Origin of the sequence: Polaromonas sp. A23, from assembly GCF_002001015.1 — a bacterium.
Taxonomy (GTDB): Bacteria; Pseudomonadota; Gammaproteobacteria; order Burkholderiales; family Burkholderiaceae_C; genus Polaromonas.
Genome location: NZ_MUNO01000006.1, coordinates 85,303 through 102,896, shown reverse-complemented (window position 1 = coordinate 102,896; position 17,594 = coordinate 85,303). Strand labels below are relative to the sequence as shown.

Annotated in this window: 16 protein-coding genes; 10 read left to right on the top strand and 6 right to left on the bottom strand. The window is 64.0% G+C overall.

What is annotated here, in order from left to right; all coding sequences use genetic code 11:
• Positions 1–145: 145 nt before the first annotated feature.
• The gene (locus tag B0B52_RS02690) at positions 146–2,734 is read left to right on the top strand and encodes a DUF1631 family protein (protein ID WP_077592061.1); all 2,589 of its coding nucleotides are present in this window, start codon (positions 146–148) and stop codon (positions 2,732–2,734) included.
• Positions 2,735–2,865: 131 nt separating this feature from the next.
• Here the strand turns inward: B0B52_RS02690 and dacB are convergent, their stop codons facing one another.
• Positions 2,866–4,359 carry a D-alanyl-D-alanine carboxypeptidase/D-alanyl-D-alanine-endopeptidase gene (dacB, locus tag B0B52_RS02685; protein WP_077592060.1) on the bottom strand — a complete coding sequence of 498 codons (1,494 nt, stop codon included), beginning with the start codon at positions 4,357–4,359 and terminating at the stop codon, positions 2,866–2,868.
• Positions 4,360–4,422: 63 nt separating this feature from the next.
• Between dacB and B0B52_RS02680 the strand changes: the two genes are divergently transcribed.
• The 4 genes from B0B52_RS02680 to B0B52_RS02665 are packed head-to-tail and all read left to right on the top strand — an operon-like array spanning position 4,423 to position 7,642.
• The gene (locus B0B52_RS02680) at positions 4,423–5,439 is read left to right on the top strand and encodes a DMT family transporter (protein ID WP_077592059.1); all 1,017 of its coding nucleotides are present in this window, start codon (positions 4,423–4,425) and stop codon (positions 5,437–5,439) included.
• 15 nt (positions 5,440–5,454) lie between these two features.
• Positions 5,455–6,180, top strand: a complete 726-nt coding sequence (gene tsaB, locus B0B52_RS02675; RefSeq protein ID WP_077592058.1) for a tRNA (adenosine(37)-N6)-threonylcarbamoyltransferase complex dimerization subunit type 1 TsaB — start codon at positions 5,455–5,457, stop codon at positions 6,178–6,180.
• 6 nt (positions 6,181–6,186) lie between these two features.
• Positions 6,187–6,687 carry a ribosomal protein S18-alanine N-acetyltransferase gene (gene rimI, locus B0B52_RS02670; RefSeq protein ID WP_077592057.1) on the top strand — a complete coding sequence of 167 codons (501 nt, stop codon included), beginning with the start codon at positions 6,187–6,189 and terminating at the stop codon, positions 6,685–6,687.
• A gap of 58 nt (positions 6,688–6,745) precedes the next feature.
• Positions 6,746–7,642, top strand: a complete 897-nt coding sequence (locus B0B52_RS02665; RefSeq protein WP_254425617.1) for a uracil-DNA glycosylase family protein — start codon at positions 6,746–6,748, stop codon at positions 7,640–7,642.
• A 126-nt stretch (positions 7,643–7,768) separates the two neighbouring features.
• Here the strand turns inward: B0B52_RS02665 and B0B52_RS02660 are convergent, their stop codons facing one another.
• Complete coding sequence (locus B0B52_RS02660; protein WP_077592056.1) at positions 7,769–8,653, bottom strand: DMT family transporter; 885 nt, start codon at positions 8,651–8,653, stop codon at positions 7,769–7,771.
• Between the two features lie 126 nt (positions 8,654–8,779).
• Between B0B52_RS02660 and pyrF the strand changes: the two genes are divergently transcribed.
• The 4 genes from pyrF (at position 8,780) to B0B52_RS02640 (ending at position 12,587) form a co-directional block, all read left to right on the top strand.
• The gene (pyrF, locus tag B0B52_RS02655) at positions 8,780–9,604 is read left to right on the top strand and encodes an orotidine-5'-phosphate decarboxylase (RefSeq protein WP_174575465.1); all 825 of its coding nucleotides are present in this window, start codon (positions 8,780–8,782) and stop codon (positions 9,602–9,604) included.
• Between the two features lie 29 nt (positions 9,605–9,633).
• Positions 9,634–10,533 (top strand): LysR family transcriptional regulator, encoded by a 900-nt coding sequence (locus B0B52_RS02650; RefSeq protein ID WP_077592055.1) that lies wholly within the window; start codon positions 9,634–9,636, stop codon positions 10,531–10,533.
• 100 nt (positions 10,534–10,633) lie between these two features.
• On the top strand, positions 10,634–11,617 hold the full coding sequence (locus B0B52_RS02645) for a tripartite tricarboxylate transporter substrate binding protein (RefSeq protein ID WP_077592054.1): 984 nt from the start codon (positions 10,634–10,636) through the stop codon (positions 11,615–11,617).
• A complete protein-coding gene (locus tag B0B52_RS02640; RefSeq protein WP_077592053.1) occupies positions 11,610–12,587 on the top strand; it encodes a succinylglutamate desuccinylase/aspartoacylase family protein in 978 nt (325 codons plus the stop codon). Before B0B52_RS02645 ends, B0B52_RS02640 begins: the two co-directional genes overlap by 8 nt.
• 111 nt (positions 12,588–12,698) lie before the next feature.
• On the opposite strand, the gene B0B52_RS02635 is transcribed toward B0B52_RS02640, so the two are convergent.
• Positions 12,699–13,343 carry an NAD(P)-dependent oxidoreductase gene (locus B0B52_RS02635; protein ID WP_077592052.1) on the bottom strand — a complete coding sequence of 215 codons (645 nt, stop codon included), beginning with the start codon at positions 13,341–13,343 and terminating at the stop codon, positions 12,699–12,701.
• Positions 13,344–13,454: 111 nt separating this feature from the next.
• Between B0B52_RS02635 and B0B52_RS02630 the strand changes: the two genes are divergently transcribed.
• Positions 13,455–14,372 (top strand): LysR family transcriptional regulator, encoded by a 918-nt coding sequence (locus B0B52_RS02630; RefSeq protein WP_077592051.1) that lies wholly within the window; start codon positions 13,455–13,457, stop codon positions 14,370–14,372.
• Here the strand turns inward: B0B52_RS02630 and B0B52_RS02625 are convergent.
• The 3 genes from B0B52_RS02625 to adh all read right to left on the bottom strand — a co-directional run bounded on the left by B0B52_RS02625 (position 14,359) and on the right by adh (position 17,422).
• Positions 14,359–15,270, bottom strand: a complete 912-nt coding sequence (locus B0B52_RS02625) for an EamA family transporter (RefSeq protein ID WP_077592050.1) — start codon at positions 15,268–15,270, stop codon at positions 14,359–14,361. The two genes, B0B52_RS02630 and B0B52_RS02625, sit on opposite strands and share 14 nt — an antisense overlap.
• Positions 15,270–15,719, bottom strand: a complete 450-nt coding sequence (locus tag B0B52_RS02620) for an acyl-CoA thioesterase (protein WP_077592049.1) — start codon at positions 15,717–15,719, stop codon at positions 15,270–15,272. Before B0B52_RS02620 ends, B0B52_RS02625 begins: the two co-directional genes overlap by 1 nt.
• Before the next feature lie 182 nt (positions 15,720–15,901).
• Positions 15,902–17,422, bottom strand: coding sequence for an aldehyde dehydrogenase (adh, locus tag B0B52_RS02615; protein WP_077592048.1), 1,521 nt, complete (start codon positions 17,420–17,422; stop codon positions 15,902–15,904).
• Positions 17,423–17,594: the final 172 nt, after the last annotated feature.

Sequence of the window (17,594 nt, the reverse complement as noted above, 5' to 3'; positions counted from 1 at the left end):
TTAGAAATAGTTACAAGATACTTCTGGATTTTCGGCACCCGAGAGCGGGTTCAGACCACACTTCAAGGTCGGTCCCGGCGGAATTTTTTCCCAAAAAATTAACTTGACGCGTTTCCACTTCTGTTTTTGATTGCCTCCTTTCTATATGGCACTGCAAGCCGACGTTTTTCAGCGATGTCTCCAGGAAGCCGCCAAGGCGGGTAAACCTGCGCTTGAACGCTGTATTGACCACGCCGTGTCGGCGTTGCAGGTGGCGGAAACCCAAAGCATGAAGGCGGTCGAGCGGGACGAGCTGGGCCAGGCCTGGCGCGAGCTGGTGAGACTCAAGGGCAGCTGGTGCCAGCAATATGCGGCAGACCTTTCGCAGGCCTTCAATGCCGCGGCTTCCGCCACCCCCAAGGTCAAAGTAATGTCCACTTCCCGGCCGGCCGCCCTCGCGCTGGCGGGGGCCGACTTGTTTTCGCTCGTCGATGACACCCAGGTCGAGGCAGGCATCGAGTCTTCACGACTGATGCAACAGGTCGCGCCTGTCGTTGAGCAGGTTCTGGCCGAACTCGATGGTTTGATGAGCTCGGCACAGGGTCTGGTCAACGTCAGTCCCGAGGCCAATCCGGTTCGGCCCGAAGTGTATGTACAAGCGCTGCGCGCCCTGCTGGCTGCCACGCCGGCGGCGCCCGGCGTCGGTGCCCTGTGGGTAAAGCATCTGGCCGAGCCGCTCGGACGGGAACTCAAGCGGGTCTACGAGCAGTTGGTCAACATGCTGGAGCTGGCCCAGGTGCGGGCGGCCAGCTACCGGGTACTGCAAACGCCTGCCGGCAACGAGAGAAAGCCGACCCAGGCAAGTGCCGCAATGGGAAGACCTGCCAGCGGCGGGCCGGGTGAAACCGGTGACGGTGCCCCAACCGGCCCGGGAGGTTACGTTTCGGACGAGCCGCTCCCCCGGACCCCTTCCCAGTATGCGGACCTGTCCAATTACGAAATCAAGGACGCGCTGTTCCAGGACTTTTTGTTCCGTGGCGGCAGCAATGCCAACCACGGTCTGGCCCCCTCCTACTACGCAACCATCGAAGAAGAGTTGATCGCTCTGAAGGCCACCCCTGATTCGGCGCAGGCGCCGCTGCAGGCGGGAGAGCACCAGGAAAGCGGCGATGCCGATCACAGCTACCACGGCACCCGAAGCGACCCGCGTCGTCACACGCTGCCAGCCACCGACGCCTGGGAAGAGCCTGATACCTGGGAAAACGGGCCTGGGTCTGGCGGCCCTTCGCGTATTGTTGACGTGCTGAGCCAGCTCAGCTCGCAGGTCTGGGGCGTGTACGGACGGGCCCGCGAGCGGGCACTGGTGCGCACCCAGCTGAAAAAAGACGCCACCCATGTCGGCCAGGTGCTGGGCATGGAAGTGGTGAAGAAACTGGTTAACCAGGTTGCGCAGGATCCGCGACTGCTGGTCCCGGTGCGCGAGGCCATCGTGGCACTGGAGCCATCGCTGCTGCGTTTGGCCATGGTGGACTCGCGTTTTTTCAGCGAAGAAAACCACCCCGGCCGGCGCCTCATGGAACGAGTGGCGCAGCGCAGCTTCAAATACAACGATGAGCGCAGCCCCGAGTTCGACATTTTTTTTCACTCGGTCACCGAGGCTTTCAATACGCTCAATGCGCTGGAGATTGAGGATGCCAGGCCTTTCGGGGCCGCGCTGACGGACCTGCAGAACCTGTGGGACGAACAGGACCAGCATGAGCAGGCACAGCGAAGCAACATCCGGCAGACCATGCAATTCGCTGAGGAGCGGCAGGCGCAGGCCGACCAGATCGCCTTCGACATGAGTTTGCGCGCCGACCTGGACAATGTTCCGGGGGTGGTGCTGGACTTCCTGTTCGGTCCGTGGGCGCTGGTCATGGCGCATGCGCGGCTGACCGACACCGCGCGCCAGATCGACCCCGAAGGCTACGGCTCGCTGGTCACCGATCTGCTGTGGAGCGTCAAGCGCGAGGTGACGCTCAAGCGCCCGGGCAAACTGATCACCATGATTCCCGGCCTGCTGGGCAAACTGCATGAAGGCCTGGCGTCTCTGGGGCTGGACCCGCGCGAAACTGAAGCGTTTTTCAGTGCCATCGAAAAACTCCATCGCCCGGTGCTCAAGCTGCGCCGCGTTCGCAGCCGGCGCGACGCCGTCGAATCGGATCAGGCGCCACTGGAAGTCGAGCTGGCCGAACCCGAGACACCTGACCTGAGCGACATCCTGCCCGCCACCCCGGAACAGCGCAAAGCCAAGGCCGCGGGGCAACCCTGGCTCGCGCCCCAAGAGTTGGATCACGCCGGGTTTGAAGACACCATGCCCTCGGGGCCGGCCGAGTTGAGCCCCACGCCCGACGACGAACAGGCGACCACGATTTCGGGTGATGAAGACGATGAGGACGAGCAAACCCGCGCAGCAGGCGACGAGCAACGCAAGCCTGAAGATATTCTGATGGATTTGCGCGAAGGCAGCTGGGTAGACCTTTACTCCAAGCGTCGCTGGCTGCGCGCGCAGCTGATCTGGGCCAGCAACCGCGGCACCCTGTTCATGTTCGTCAGCCACGGCGGCCAGCCGCACTCGATGACCAAGCGCAGCTGTGAACGCCTGATCAAGGACAACCTGTTGCGACCCGTCGAAACCCATGGCGTGGTGGCGCATGCGCTGGACAACCTGGTCAGGGAGGCGGCGCCTGCGGATGCAGAGGGAAGTGCTGCCTAGGAGCCTGGGCGGCAAAAACTGTCCTCGCCAGGGCTGCTTTTCGCTTCGACGCCTTCTGCCGCCCAGACTCTTGGGTTGCTTGGCCTTCTCGATTCAGCGTTTTCTTTCAGATTAGCGGCATCACGCGGCCGTCAGCGCTCCTGCACCGCCCACTGAATCAAGGCATCCAGCGCAGGCCGCGCAGCCCCCGCATTCGGATGGTTCACCATTCCGACCACGATGTAACGCGCGCCGCTTACGCCGTTGGCATAACCGGCCACGGCAGTCACGTCGCGCAGTGAGCCGGTCTTCATGAAAGCCTGCCCGGTGACAGGCTTGGCGCGCTCACGCATGGTGGCGTCCACGCCCGCCACAGGCAGTGAGTCAAGCAGGTCCTGCGCCACACGGCTTTGTGCGGCGCTTTGCAGCATGGCAGCCAGGCTGACAGCGCTGATGCGTTCGATGCGGCTCAGGCCGGAGCCGTTGTCCATCACCGGTGCATCCTGTCGCGGCAATACTTTTTTCCACCACGCGGCCAGCGCGGCCCGGCCGGCCTCGGGCGTGCCTTGTGGGTTGTCGCCGGGCTGGGCGTTGCGGCCCAGCGTGAGGAACAGGTGCTGGGCCATCACGTTGTTGGAGAATTTGTTGACGTCGCGCACGATCTCGCGCAGCGGCAGGGAAGGCGCGTCCAGACGCAGCGGCGCCTTCTCGCCGGACAGCGTACCGCGGGCACGCAGCACCGCCAGTTCACCAGCACTGGTATCGCGCACGCTGCCCGTCAGCAGACCGCCGAGTGCGCGCCACGAACCTTCAATGGCGCGCGCTGCAAAGGTGTCGGGCTCTGCATAGGCGGTGGGCCAGACGCGTTCGCCGCAGGCCGAGGAATAAGTACCGGCAAACTGAATGCGGTTGGGGTTCTCCACGCTGGCCCGCAGCTCGCTGCGCCAGTCGCCGCAGCGAGCCACGCGAATCATGGGCACGCTTTCATCCACCATCAGGCCTGCCATGGGCGGCTCGGTCTGCACCAGCGCGCGGTGGTTCAAAGGGTCGGGGGTGAAACGAAACACGAGCGACTTGAAGTTGATCAGCAGCGCGTCAGGCCGCGCGTTGTAGGGCCGCAGCGGCTCGCCGTCGAATTCTCCCGCATCAGTCAGCGGTACCTGGAAGGCGCTGCGGTCCAGCACGATGTCGCCGCGAATCACCTTCACGCCGCTGGCCTGCACTTGCCCCAGCAAGGCCTGCAGGCGTTCAACCACCATTTTTGGGTCGCCCCCGCCGCGCACCACCAGGTTGCCGTGCAGGATGCCGTCTGACACCTGGCCGTCCATCAGCACGCGCGTGTTCCACGTGTAAGTGGGTCCCAGCACGTCCAGCGCGGCGTAGGTCGTCACCAGTTTCATGACCGATGCCGGGTTCATGGGTACTGCGCTGCGGTGGTTCAGGCGCGGCGGTTGCACGCTGGTGGCGTCCACCACCAGCAGGGTCACGGCATCTAGCGGCACCTGGGCGCGCACCAGCGCCTTGGCGATGGCGGGTGGCAGGGCGGGCTTGGGCGCGCGCGCTGCCTTCTGGGCCAGCGACCAGCCCGGGGCCAGGCCGAGTACGGCCACGGCCACCAGCCGGCAGAAGAAGGGATTCAGGAGCATGGCTGATTATCCGTGTTGCCCCTGCGCCAAGCCGGGCTGGTGGCTTGCCCGGATAATCTCCTCATGCGTTTTTCTCCCAAGACGGTGGGTGTGCTTGCCGCCATCATCACCGTCACCATCTGGACATCCTTTATCGTGATTGCGCGCGCCACGGCGCACCGCAGCCTGACGCCGCTGGACATCTGCGTGCTGCGCTTCACCGGTGCGGCGCTGGTGCTGCTGCCCTGGGGGGCGTGGATGGTCTGGCGCCGCGCGAAAGACAACGTTGGCGGCGTGTTGCCGCCAAGCTGGCTGGGCCTGTCGCCGCTGGGCTTTCGGCTCACCGCACTGATCGGCCTGCTGGGCGGCGTCGGTTATGCCTGCCTGGCCTACAGCGGGTTTTATTTCGCACCTGCCGCACACGCTTCGGTGTTGCTGCCCGGCACCTTGCCGCTCAGTACCACCCTGATGGCCGTGTTGATTCTTGGCGACCGCGTCACCCCGCTGCGCGCTGTGGGCCTCGGGCTGATCTTTCTGGGCGATGTGATGGTGGGCGGTGCCAGCCTGTTGCGCGCCTGGACGGACGCTGGCAGCCAGGTCTGGAAGGGCGATCTGCTGTTCCTCGCCGCTTCCACCTGCTGGGCCGTGTATTCGGTGCTGGTGCGCAAACATGCACTGCAAGCTGTGCCGGCCACCATTGCCATCAGCGTGTTTGCGTTTGTGAGTTATGTGCCGGTTTATGGCTTGCTGGTGTTTTCCGGGGCTTTGGTGACAAAGCTGGCCAGCGCGCCCTGGGGTGAAATTGTTTTCCAGATGGTGTTTCAGGGCGTGGGCTCGGTGGTGATCTCCGGCATCACCTTCACCAAGATGGTCCAGTACTTCGGCCCGGTCCGCTCGACCATGATCACAGCCGTGGTGCCGGGCCTGTCGGCGCTGGGGGCGGTGATTTTTCTGGGCGAGCCGCTGTACTGGAACCTGCTGGCCGGGCTGGGCCTGGTGACGGCGGGCATCGTGTTTGGCGTGCGGGCACAAGCCAGGCCGATACCATCTGCTCCTGATTCAATAGCTGATGGCGCCCGTGTTACAAGGGCTAAAGCCTGATTTGGTTCATAAAAAATGAAACTCCTTGCTTTTGACACCAGCACCGACAGCATGTCGATTGCCGTCACCGACGGCAACCGCGTCTGGCAGCACACCGGCGCCGGCGGCGCACAGGCTTCCAGCACGCTGATTCCGGCCATCCTGGGGCTGTTGGCGCAGGCGGGGCTAACCTTGCCCGGCCTGGACGCGCTGGTGTTTGGCCGCGGGCCGGGTTCGTTCACCGGCCTGCGCACCGCCTGTTCGGTGGCGCAGGGCTTGGCGCTGGGGGCGGGGCGTGCCGTGCTCCCGATGGACACCTTGCTCGCGGTGGCTGAGGAAGCCCGCTTCCAGCACGAAGGAGAAAAGGCGGCAGCTTCACTGCAGGTGAATGCATTGCTAGATGCACGCATGGACGAAATGTATGTGCAGCGCTTCGCCTGCGCTGCAGGGCAATGGAGATCGCTGGGCGACTGCGGCCTGACGCGCCCGGAAAACCTTCAGCTGGACCCAGGCGATACGCTGCTGGCCGGCAATGTGTTCGGTGTTTACGCAGATCGCCTGCCGGTTTTCCCCGACACGCTGCCGCGTATCACGGCCTTGCCCACGGCCACTGCCATGCTGCGGTTGGCCCCGGCCATGCTGGCCGCCGGTCAGGGTGTGCCGGCCAGCCAGGCGCTGCCGCTGTATGTCCGCGACAAGGTGGCGCTAACCACCGACGAGCGGGCGCGGGCCAAGGCCGAAGCGCTGGCGTCCGGCCGATAATGAACCATGAGCGCTCTTCTCGAACCCCTGGAAGCCCAGCTCGAACCCATGACCGAATCGTGGTTCGAGGCGGTGCTGCGGGTCGAGCAAAGTGCTTACCCCCACCCGTGGTCGCGGGGCAACTTCAGCGACTCGCTCAGGGCCGGGTACCAAGCCCTGGTTCTTACCGGCGGCCCGGGCCCGAACGCAGAGCTGCTGGGCTATTTTGTGGCCATGAAGGGCGTGGACGAGGTACACCTGCTCAACATCACGGTAGCGCCTGCCTACCAGTGCCAGGGCTGGGCCCGCGTGATGCTGGACGCGCTGGCGCTCTGGTCGCGCGGCCAGGGCGCGCAATGGTTGTGGCTGGAAGTGCGCATGAGCAACGGCCGGGCCAGAACAGTCTACGAGCGTTACGGCTTTCGCCATGTGGGCAGCCGGCGCCAGTACTACCCGGCAGCCAACGGCGCGCGGGAAGATGCCGTGGTCATGAGCCTGGCGCTGAATGCCGGGAGCAACGAAACATGACAGCGCCTTTTCACACCTGTGACCGCGCAGCCGTGCTTGTGAGGGAGCGGCCGTGAGCCTGGACCTGGACAAGCGCCAGCGCGCCATGTTGCGCGAAATGGGCGTGCGGGTTTGGCAGCCGATGCCCGTCGTGGCAGAGGTGCAGCCGGTTGAGGCTGCTATTAATACTATAGCTACTGGCGCCCGTATTGAAAGAGCTCAACCCCGATTTGATGCTGAGAAGCCGGTTGTAGCGCCTGCGCGTACGGCGCCGGCACCCGTAGCCGCACCAGCGCCGCGTCAGGTGCCCGGCTTGCCGCCCCGCCCTGCCGGCATTGACCGGATGGACTGGTCTGCCCTGCAGGCGGCTGTGTCCGGTTGCCGCGCTTGTGCCTTGTGCGAGAGCCGCAAAAACACCGTGTTCGGCGTTGGGCCGGCCGCCGCCGATGGCGTGGCCCCGCAGGTGGACTGGCTGATTGTCGGCGAAGCGCCGGGCGAAAACGAAGACCTCGCCGGTGAACCTTTCGTCGGCCAGGCCGGCAAGTTGCTGGACAACATGTTGCTGGCCATCGGTTTGCAGCGCGGTGACGACGCCCCGGCGCGAACCGGGGCGTCCCGAAGCGTGTTCATCACCAATGTGCTCAAGTGCCGCCCACCCGCGAACCGCAACCCCGAACCCGCCGAGGTGGCGCAATGCGAGCCTTACCTGAAACGCCAGGTCGAGCTGCTGCGGCCCAAAATGATTCTGGCGCTGGGCAAGTTCGCTGCGCAGTCGCTGCTGCAGGACAGCGTGCCCGAGGTGCAGAAGATCCCGCTCGGAAAGCTGCGCGGCCAGGTGCACCATTATCTGGGCGTGCCGGTAGTTGTCAGCTACCACCCGGCTTATCTGCTGCGCAGCCTGGGCGACAAGGCCAAGGCCTGGGATGATCTTTGCTTAGCGCTGAGTGTGGCCCCCACGGTCGTTCGCTCCGCGTAACTGCCCGCCCCCACGCTTGTCGCTTCGCGTACTGCGCTGCCCCCCGAGGGGGCGCTGCGCCTGCGGACTGGCAGAGCCAGATCCGCGGCCCCGGTTGGTCTGAAGATGGCCCCTACGCTGTACCGCTCACTTGACCGCTGTCCGCGCTGGCACCAGCACCGAAGCAATCGCCACCACCATCAGCACCACTGCGGCCCAGTCCTGCCAGTGCAGCACCTCGCCCAATCCCAGCGCGCCCGAGAAAACGCCGAGGATGGGAATCATCATCACGCTCAGTGACGAGGCCACGGGCGGCAGGCTGCGCGCCAGAAAGTACCAGGCTGCGTGCGCAAAGCCGAAGATCAGGATGGCGTTGTAGGCAATGGCCCACCAGGTGGCTGTGCCGGGCACTTTCCATTGCGGCATCTCGAACAGCAGGCTGAGCGCGCTCAACACCATGGCGGTCATGACGGTCATCCAGAATGAAATGGTCAGCGTCGCGACCGGCATGGTGGTGTTGCGCAGCTTGTGGGTGCCCAGCGCCCAGGTGGCCGCACCGATCAACGCAGCCACCACGGCCACCGGTTTGCCGGTCAGGTTGGTCAGCTCGTGCCAGAGCAGCAACGACACCCCCAGTGCAGCCGCGGCCACGCCGATCCAGCTGCGCGCTTTTAGCTGATTGCCGAAGAACCAGGCGCCCAGCAGCGCGGAAAAAATAGGCATGGTGTAGCCGAGAATCGCCGCGCGCCCGCTGCTCAGGTGCTTCAGGGCCAGGATGATCAACGCGTGCCAGACAAACATGTTGGCAAACGCCAACCAGAACAGCTCGCGGTATTTCTCGCGCGGCACAAAAAACGGCACCTTCATGACCACCAGCGCCAGGCCCAGCACCGGAACACCCAGCCAGATCGACAGGGCCCGAAAGGTCAGAGGCGGAAAGTCCGCAATGCCCAGCTTCATGACCGGCCAGTTCAAGCCCCAGGCCAGGGTGAGCAGGACCAGCACGATGAGTTGTTGACGGGTCAGTTGCATGCGAGGTGAGTCGGAAGGTGAGGGGTACCGCTATTGTCCTGGCAGCAAGGAAATTCCGCTGCGCTCTTCAACCAAGCTGCGACCGTGGGGGCCCTTAAGTACCGTGGGGGCTTTTACAATCAGTTCATGACCTTTCTTGAGATGCTGGGCGCGGCTGAGCGCCAGAACCAATCGATGCTGTGCGTGGGCCTGGATCCGGATCCCGTGAAGTTTCCCGGCAAGCTCAAGGGCGACGCCAACAAGATCTACGACTTCTGTGCGGCCATCGTGGACGCCACGGCCGATCTGTTGATTGCTTTCAAGCCGCAGATTGCCTACTTTGCCGCGCACCGCGCCGAAGGCCAGCTTGAGCGCCTGATGGAACACATGCGCCGCGTGGCGCCTCAGGTGCCCATCATTCTGGACGCCAAACGCGGAGACATCGGCAGCACCGCCGAGCAGTACGCGCGTGAAGCCTTCGAGCGTTACGGCGCCGACGCTGTGACGCTGTCGCCCTTCATGGGTTTTGATTCGGTCGCGCCTTATTTGAAACACGAAGGCAAGGGTGCGTTCCTGTTGTGCCGCACTTCCAACCCCGGCGGCGACGATCTTCAGAACCAGCGCCTGGCTTCCATCGAAGGCCAACCCCTGCTCTACGAACACGTGGCCCGGCTCGCGCAGGGCCCCTGGAACCTCAACGGCCAGCTTGGCCTGGTGGTGGGGGCCACCTACCCGGCGGAGATCGAACGTGTGCGCGCCGTGGCGCCGACCTTGCCTCTGCTGATTCCCGGTGTCGGCGCGCAGGGTGGCGACGCGGTGGCCACGGTCAAAGCCGGTTGGCGGCCTGGTGCGCCCATCATCGTCAATTCGTCGCGCTCCATCATCTACGCGTCGTCTGGCGATGACTTTGCCGAAGCAGCGCGGCGTGAAGCCATCAGGACACGCGACGTGCTACAGGCCGCGCGGGGCTGAAGTCCAGGCTGCACCAGGGAGCCAACTCCATGCAACTGAAATGGCTCGAGGATTTTGTTGCATTGGAAAAAACGCGCAACTTCAGCCGTGCAGCAGAGCTGCGCAATGTCACCCACCCGGCCTTTGGCCGGCGCATCAAGGCGCTTGAAGCCTGGGCCGGCACCCCGCTGATCGAGCGCGGCAGCAGCCCCGTCACCCTGACCGCCGCGGGCAACAGCCTGCTGGAGAACGCCCAGCAGACGATGCGCAGCCTCGGTCATGCGCGCGAAGAGTTGCTGGGCGTGGCCGGGCGCCAGGAAGGTGTAGTGACCCTGGCCACTGGCCGCACCCTGGCGCGTACCCTGGTCGCGGACTGGCTGGTCAAGTTGCAACCTGTGTTGTCGCAAGCCGGCGGCGAGTTTCGCATCCTGACACGTTCGTTATCGGAAACCGCCCAGCTGCTCGAACGCGGTGACGCCGACTTCATGCTCACTTACCACCACCCGCTATTGGCCGTACGGCTCAATGCCCGGCAGTACAGCCACCTCACCTTGGGGCAGGACTGGCTGGCTCCCGTGACACGCGCCAATGCCCATGGCCAGGGCAAGCACCGGTTTGAGCCGGGCAAGCCCACCGCCTATCTGGCCTATGCCGGGACGCTGGCCTTGGGCCGGCTGGTGGAAGATCACCTTGCCAACCATCCGGACGCGCCCGAGTTGCGCCGGGTGGTGGAGTGCGACTCGGCCGATGCCTTGTTTGAATATGCGCTCAAGGGCCTGGGCGTGGCCTGGCTGCCTTGGTCCATGGCGGCCGGCGCCGTCAAGGCCGGGCAACTGGCCACCGTGGGAGACAAGCGGCTGGAGATACGGTTTGAGGCACGCATGTATCGACCGAAGCGCCGCCTCAGTCCGCTCGCAGAAAACCTGTGGCGCAGGCTGGAAGCAGGGTAGTCAGAACTTCGCTGAAAAAGCACAGTTCTGTGCCTTAACGGCACCAAGTGCGGATTCGTGATGCAGAGAATGGGCTCACCATTACACCCAAGGATTTGCCATGGCCACTTTGAATATCCTGCGTTGCGTTGCCGTCCTGGCCAGCCTGGCGCTGCTGGTTTCAGCATCCGCCACCGCCCAGACCGACAGCTACCCCAACAAGCCCATCACCATCGTGATTGGCTACCCACCCGGCGGAAGCACCGACCTGACGGGCCGGACGCTGGCGAACGAGCTGGCCAAACGCCTCGGTGTGCCGGTGGTGATCGAGAACGTGGGCGGTGCGGGCGGCGTGATCGGCGCCCAGAAAGTGGTCAACGCCATGCCCGATGGCTACACTTTGTTTGTGGGGGCCAACAACGAAATCGCCATCAGCCGGCTGGTTTCCCCCGCGGTGAAATACCAGATCAAGGATTTCACGTCGATTGGCCTGATCGCCTCGCAACCCATGGTGCTGGTGGCCTCGCAGAAGTCCGGCGTCAAGACCGTCGATCAGTTTCTGAGCCAGGTCAAGAAGAACCCCGGCAGGTTCAGCTACGGTAGCTCCGGAGTGGGCACGGCCCTGCATCTGGCGGGCGAGATGGTCAAGGAAAAAGACAGCCTCTTCATCACCCACATTCCTTACCGCGGCGTGGCACCCCTGGCCAACGACCTGCTGGGCAACAACATCGACTTCGGCGTGTTTGTGCTGTCCAGTGGCCTGCCGCACATCCGCAGCGGCAAGGTGACCGCGCTGGGCATTACCGAGGCGAAACGATCTGCCGTGGCGTCGGATATAGCCCCCCTGGCAGACCATCCCAAGCTCAAGGGCGTGGACATCGGTGTGTGGTTTGCACTGATGGGCCCGGCCAAGCTGCCAGAGCCCGTGCGTGCGCGGCTCAAGAAGGCATTTGACGAGGCCATGCAGTCGCCCGATCTGCGCAAGAAACTGGAAGAGAGCGGCTCCACCCTGGCACCGCCCAACATCGACCTGCCTCAGTTCCTCAATACCGAGACCGCCAAGTACAAGAAAATTGTCGACCACGCGAAGATCACGAATGACTGAAGCGCCGGTTTTTGAACTTCCGGTCCCCGATCTTTCTGCCTGGCGCGCCGGCAACACCGGTGTGGAAGGGGTCTGGCACTTTGACTCCGGGCAAAGCGGGCGCTCCGTGATGATCAGCGCGCTGGTGCACGGCAACGAGTTATGCGGTGCATGGGCGCTGAAAGGATTGCTGGAAGCGGATGTGAGGCCCCAGCGCGGCCAACTGACTTTGGCTTTGTGCAATCTGGCGGCCTTTGACCGGTTTGACCCGGCCAACCACGACGCCTCGCGTTTTGTCGATGAAGACATGAATCGCCAATGGCAGGAGGATCGAATGGCCAGCGGCAGTACGCTGGAGCGTCGCCGCGCTGCAGAACTGAGGCCCTTTGTCGAGCAGGCCGACTGGTTGCTCGACCTGCACTCCATGCATGAACGCGCGGCGCCCCTGCTGCTGGCCGGCATGCAGCCGCGCAACCTGGCGCTGGCCCGCAGCTTGCGCGCACCTGAACACGTGGTGGTCGATGCCGGGCACAAGGACGGCGTGCGCATGCGTGACTTCGGCCGATTTGGCGAGATCAATCCGGAAGGAGGGGGTGCGTCTATACGCTCGCTCCTGCTGGAATGCGGCTTTCATGGCGACCTGAGCAGCCGGGTGGTGGCTCAGGACATGTGCGTGCGTTTTCTGCAAGCTGCCGATACGCTGGACGCGGAGGCCCTGCAGCGCGCCTTGCCGGGTTGGCTGCAAAGTGATTCGCCGCGCCAGTGGGCGCTGGAAGTCACCGGCCCGGTGGTGGCGCGCAGCGACCGGTTTCGTTTTACCCAGGCCTTTCAGGGGCTGGAGCTGATCGAGCACGCTGGCACCGTGATTGGCTGGAACGACACCGAACCTGTGACCACACCCTACGACAACTGCGTGCTCGTGATGCCCTCGGTGCGCCAGGCCCGTGCTGGCGTCAGCGTGGTGCGCTTCGCGCGTCGCCGGCCCTTGTAAAGAGATTCCGCCGCGGGGCGCCCAGATGCGGGCTGCGCCGTGGCGGACTGGTGCGCTATCTATTTGGTAGCTACTTGCGCCCGTATCTAAAGGGCTAGAGGCCGATTTTATTCAGTGCGCAACGGTAAACCGCTTCTGCACATGCCGCGGTGTCTCGATTTCATCAACAATCGCCACAGCTAGGTCGGCCACTGAAATACCGGCCGGCTGGTCGCCCTGGCCGGGCAGCAGGTCGTCGGCGCCCAGGCGGTACTGGCCAGTGCGTTCGCCCGGTGCCAGGCCGATAGGGGGCGAGACAAAGCTCCAGTCGAGAGCGGTTTCCTTTTTGAGCTGATTCAGCGCCTCGCGGGCGGCCAGCGCACCCTGTTTGTATTCGGCCGGAAAGGGGGGCGTGTCCACCAGCTGCACGCCAGGGGCCACATACAGACTGCCGGCACCGCCGACCACCAGCAGGCGTTTGACGCCCGAGGCCTTGACGCCTTCAACAATGGCCTGGCTGGCCTGCAGGTGCAGGTCATAAATTTTCGGCTCGCTCCAACCCGGGTTGTAGGCGCTGATCACTGCGTCGTGGCCGGCCACGGCTTTGGCCACTTGCGTTGAATCCAGCGCATCGGCTTTCACCACAGTGAGGCCTGCTTGCGCGGGCAGCTTGGAGGGTGTGCGGGCCAGCACGGTGACTTTGTGGCCACGGCTGAGCAACTCGGAAAGGACGGGAGCGCCGACAAAACCGGTGGCGCCAACGAGTGCGATGTTCATGAAAAACTCCTGAGGTGAAAAGAAGGCTCTAGTCTGATTGCTTCACAAGTACCTGAATAGATGGCTTAATTGGCTAACACTGTGAAGCACAACTAATTAATCAGATAGAAAATGGACCAATTCAAGCGCATGGCCATCTTTGCCGAGGTGGTGGCGACCGGATCCCTGACCGCTGCCGCGCGGCAGCTGGGCATGACGCCTTCGGCCGTCAGCCAGCATCTGCGGCAACTGGAGCAATCGCTGGGTTTGGCCTTGTTGCATCGCTCCACGCGGCGCCTGACGCTGACCGAAGCCGGCGAGCGCTACCACGCAGGCTGCGCGGCCATGGTGGCCGCGGCGCGTTCTGCCGAGCAGTCGCTGGCGCGCCTGCGCGATGAGCCCGAAGGCGAGCTGCGTCTGGCTGCCCCCATCGGTTTTGGCGGCCTGCTGGCCAATGCGCTCGCGCCTTTGCGCGACCACCCCAGACTGTCGCTGCGCTTGTTACTGGACGACGCGGTGATCGACCTGATCGCCGCGCGGGTCGACATCGCCTTGCGTGTGGGCGCGCTGGCCGATTCAACACTGGTGGCGCGCAAGCTCGGCAGCATGAAGCGGCAGTTGTGCGCGGCTCCCAGCTATCTGGCTGAACGCGGCTGGCCGGCCAAAGCGCAGGACCTTCTGTCGCACGATTGGCTGGGTGGCCGGCCCGGTGCTGCGGGTGGTGAGTTGCTGGAGCTGCAGGGCCCGGGGGGCGAACAAGAGACGGTGCGCATGGAAGGGCGGGTGCAGGCCACGCAGGTGACGGCCTTGCACGCGCTGTGTGTGGCCGGCTGGGGCATCAGCATCGTCGTCAGCGACGACGACCGGCGTGCACTGGCCGACGGGCGCCTGCTGCCGGTGCTGCCGGGCTGGCATCTGCCTGATCTGCCGGTGTATGCCATCACGCCGCGGCGCGGCGAGCAGCCGGCCAAGGTTCGTCATGCACTGGATCTGCTGGCCGCCTGGTTCAACAAGCCACGCCCTGCGGACACGCGTATCAGCGTGGCTTGAGCAGGCCGCCCAGCATCACGCAGCCCAGCGCCGCCACCAGCAGCGCGGTGCCGGCCCACTGCCAGGGCGTGATGGCTTCGCCGAGGACCAGCATGCCGGTGGCCAGGCCAACTACCGGCACACCCAGGCTGAAGGGCGCGACGCGGTTGGCCGGGTGGCGCTTGAGCAGGCTGGTCCACAGGCTGTAGCCCAGGATGGTGGCGACCCAGCCGAGGTAGGCCACGGCCAGCCAGCTGGAGGTACGCGCCTCCATCCAGTGCCAGCGCGAGGCCTCGGGATCAAAGGCCCAGGACAGCGCGGCAAAGGGCAGCACGGCGACGAGGCTGCTCCAGACCACAAAGGCCAGCGGGGAGTAATCGCTGTAAGTCTGCTGTACGCGCCGCGCCACGATGTTGGACATGGCCCACATGGCCGCCGCACACAGCGTGAGCACAAAGCCCAGCGGTGTGGTGGCACTCGCAGCACCGGCGGAGGGGTTCACATAATTGAATGCGAAACAGGCCAAGCCCAGCGCGGCAAGCACCATGCCCACTTGCAGAGGACGGCTGGCGCGTTCGTGCAACAGCACAAAGCCGAAAAGCGCGGTCCAGAACACCTGGGTTTGTTGCAGCACGGAAGCCAGCGCCGCTGTCATGCCGACCTTCAGCGCGAAGAACAGGATGCCGAACTGCCCCACGCCTTGCAGCAGGCCGTAGCCCACCACCCATTTCCAGGCAACATTGGGCCAGCGGACCAGCAATACGAGTGGCAGAACCGCGAATACATACCGGGCCGCACCCAGCTGGAAGGGTGTGAAATCGCGCAGGGCGAACTTCATGACCACGAAATTGACGCCCCAGATCATCACCACGGCCAGGGTCGCGGCCAAGTCGCGGCCCGTCAGGGCGGTGGGCCGCATCAGCTGTGGTTTTGTGCGGCGCGTGTCATGTCGAGGTGCGCCTTGACGTTTTGCGCCAGGGCCACATCACCCGGTGTTTCGGGCTGCCAGGGCTCGACCGGAATGGTCTTGCCGTCGGCGTCGACCGCGACGAACACCACAATACATTCAGTGATGACTTCCATTTGCCCGGTCTTCATGTCGCCGGCGCGCACTTCGACGGAAATGTTCATGCTGGTGCTGCCGGTGTAGGCCAGCCGCGCCTGCACCTCCACCAGGTCGCCGATCATGATGGGACGCTGAAAGCGGATGCTGCCGACCGAGACGGTGACGCAGTAACGTTTGGCCCAGCGCGTGGCACAGGCGTAGCCGGCCTCGTCAATCCATTTCATGACGGTGCCGCCGTGGACTTTGCCGCCAAAGTTGATGGTGCTCGGTTCAGCCAGGAAGCGCAGGGTGATTGATGACATGGAATGCCTCAGTGGGTTGCAACAGTCGGCGCGTGCGATTAAAAAAGCACGCGCTGCATATTGTCACCCATGAGCGGCGCGGCCTGGGCCTCCCTTTCCCCGCTCGGGAAACGAGGTGAGGTGGCCGGCATACCTGCGGTTGCCGGACGGTAGCGACCGGAGGCACGGGCCCTTGGGCAGACTCAGAAGAAACCGAGCTTGCTCTCGCTGTAGCTGACCAGGAGATTCTTGGTTTGCTGGTAGTGGTCAAGCATGACCTTGTGGGTCTCGCGGCCTATGCCCGATTCCTTGTAGCCGCCGAAGGAGGCATGCGCCGGGTAGGCGTGGTAGCAGTTGGTCCAGACGCGGCCGGCCTTGATGGCGCGGCCCATGCGGTAGGCTACATTGCCGTCGCGGCTCCAGACACCGGCGCCCAGCCCATACAACGTGTCGTTGGCAATGGCCAGCGCATCGGCTTCGTCCTTGAAGGTGGTCACGGCCAGCACCGGGCCGAAGATTTCCTCCTGGAAGATGCGCATTTTGTTGTTGCCCTTGAACAGCGTGGGCTGCACGTAGTAGCCGCTTTCCAGGTCGCCACCCAGGTGCGCCTGCTTGCCGCCGATGAGCAGTTCTGCACCTTCCTGCTTGCCGACATCCATGTAGCCCATGATTTTGGTCATCTGCTCTTTGGAAGCCTGCGCGCCCATCATGGTGTCGGTGTCCAGCGGATTGCCCTGCGTGATGGCTGCCACGCGCTTGAGCACGCGCGCCATGAATTTGTCGTAGATGGATTCGTGAATCAATGCACGCGAAGGGCAGGTGCACACCTCGCCCTGGTTGAATGCAAAAAGCACCATGCCTTCGATGGCCTTGTCCAGGAAGCCGTCGTCCTTGTTCATGACATCGGCGAAAAAGATGTTGGGCGACTTGCCGCCGAGCTCCAGCGTGGCGGGAATCAGGTTGCTGGCCGCGGCCTGTGCAATCAGGCGGCCGGTAGCGGTGGACCCCGTGAACGCGATTTTGGCAATGCGTTTGCTGTTGGCCAGCGGCATGCCGGCTTCACGGCCGTAGCCGTTGACGATGTTGAGCACACCGGGTGGCAGCAGGTCAGCGATCAGCTCGGCCATGATCAGGATGCTGATAGGCGTCGATTCGGCGGGCTTGAGCACGACGCAGTTGCCGGCGCCGATGGCGGGGGCCAGTTTCCACGCGGCCATCAGGATCGGAAAGTTCCATGGAATGATCTGGCCGACGACGCCGAGGGGTTCGTGGAAGTGATAGGCCACCGTGTCGCCGTCGATATCGGAAAGGGCGCCTTCCTGCGCGCGTACGCAGCCGGCGAAGTAGCGGAAGTGGTCGACGGTGAGCGGGATGTCGGCATTCAGTGTTTCGCGGATCGGTTTGCCGTTGTCCACCGTCTCCGCGTAAGCCAGCAGTTCGAGGTTGGCTTCCAGGCGGTCGGCAATTTTCAGCAGGATGTTCGAGCGCTCAGTGGGCGAGGTTTTGCCCCATGCGTCTGCCGCGGCGTGGGCGGCGTCAAGGGCCAGTTCGACATCTTTGGCGCCAGAGCGTGCTGCTTGGGTGTAGGGCTTACCGGTGATCGGTGTGATGACGTCAAAGTAGGCGCCTTCGACTGGAGCAACGAATTTGCCGCCGATGAAGTTGTCGTAGCGCGCCTTGTAGGCAATTTTGGCGCCGGCTGCGCCTGGGGCTGGGTAAAGCATCTTGTCTCCTGATTTCGTGGTTGTTTGCGATTGATCAAAGTGACCCGGAACGGGCCCCGGACTTCATCTCAAGTCCCGTGCCAGTTCCGTGCTGAGCCTCAGAGCGTTGATTCAAAACAATTTTTGATAATTGGCGCCATGTGCCCATTGATCCGTGCAACGTTCCAGCTTG

Coding starts and splice junctions, on each gene's coding strand:
- pyrF (WP_174575465.1), top strand. CDS start 8,780: ATGACCTTTCTTGAGATGCTGGGCGCGGCTGAGCGCCAGAACCAATCG.
- dacB (WP_077592060.1), bottom strand. CDS start 4,359: ATGCTCCTGAATCCCTTCTTCTGCCGGCTGGTGGCCGTGGCCGTACTC.
- B0B52_RS02625 (WP_077592050.1), bottom strand. CDS start 15,270: ATGCGGCCCACCGCCCTGACGGGCCGCGACTTGGCCGCGACCCTGGCC.
- B0B52_RS02635 (WP_077592052.1), bottom strand. CDS start 13,343: ATGAACATCGCACTCGTTGGCGCCACCGGTTTTGTCGGCGCTCCCGTC.
- B0B52_RS02680 (WP_077592059.1), top strand. CDS start 4,423: ATGCGTTTTTCTCCCAAGACGGTGGGTGTGCTTGCCGCCATCATCACC.
- B0B52_RS02690 (WP_077592061.1), top strand. CDS start 146: ATGGCACTGCAAGCCGACGTTTTTCAGCGATGTCTCCAGGAAGCCGCC.
- B0B52_RS02660 (WP_077592056.1), bottom strand. CDS start 8,653: ATGCAACTGACCCGTCAACAACTCATCGTGCTGGTCCTGCTCACCCTG.
- adh (WP_077592048.1), bottom strand. CDS start 17,422: ATGCTTTACCCAGCCCCAGGCGCAGCCGGCGCCAAAATTGCCTACAAG.
- tsaB (WP_077592058.1), top strand. CDS start 5,455: ATGAAACTCCTTGCTTTTGACACCAGCACCGACAGCATGTCGATTGCC.
- B0B52_RS02630 (WP_077592051.1), top strand. CDS start 13,455: ATGGACCAATTCAAGCGCATGGCCATCTTTGCCGAGGTGGTGGCGACC.
- rimI (WP_077592057.1), top strand. CDS start 6,187: ATGAGCGCTCTTCTCGAACCCCTGGAAGCCCAGCTCGAACCCATGACC.
- B0B52_RS02640 (WP_077592053.1), top strand. CDS start 11,610: ATGACTGAAGCGCCGGTTTTTGAACTTCCGGTCCCCGATCTTTCTGCC.
- B0B52_RS02645 (WP_077592054.1), top strand. CDS start 10,634: ATGGCCACTTTGAATATCCTGCGTTGCGTTGCCGTCCTGGCCAGCCTG.
- B0B52_RS02650 (WP_077592055.1), top strand. CDS start 9,634: ATGCAACTGAAATGGCTCGAGGATTTTGTTGCATTGGAAAAAACGCGC.
- B0B52_RS02620 (WP_077592049.1), bottom strand. CDS start 15,719: ATGTCATCAATCACCCTGCGCTTCCTGGCTGAACCGAGCACCATCAAC.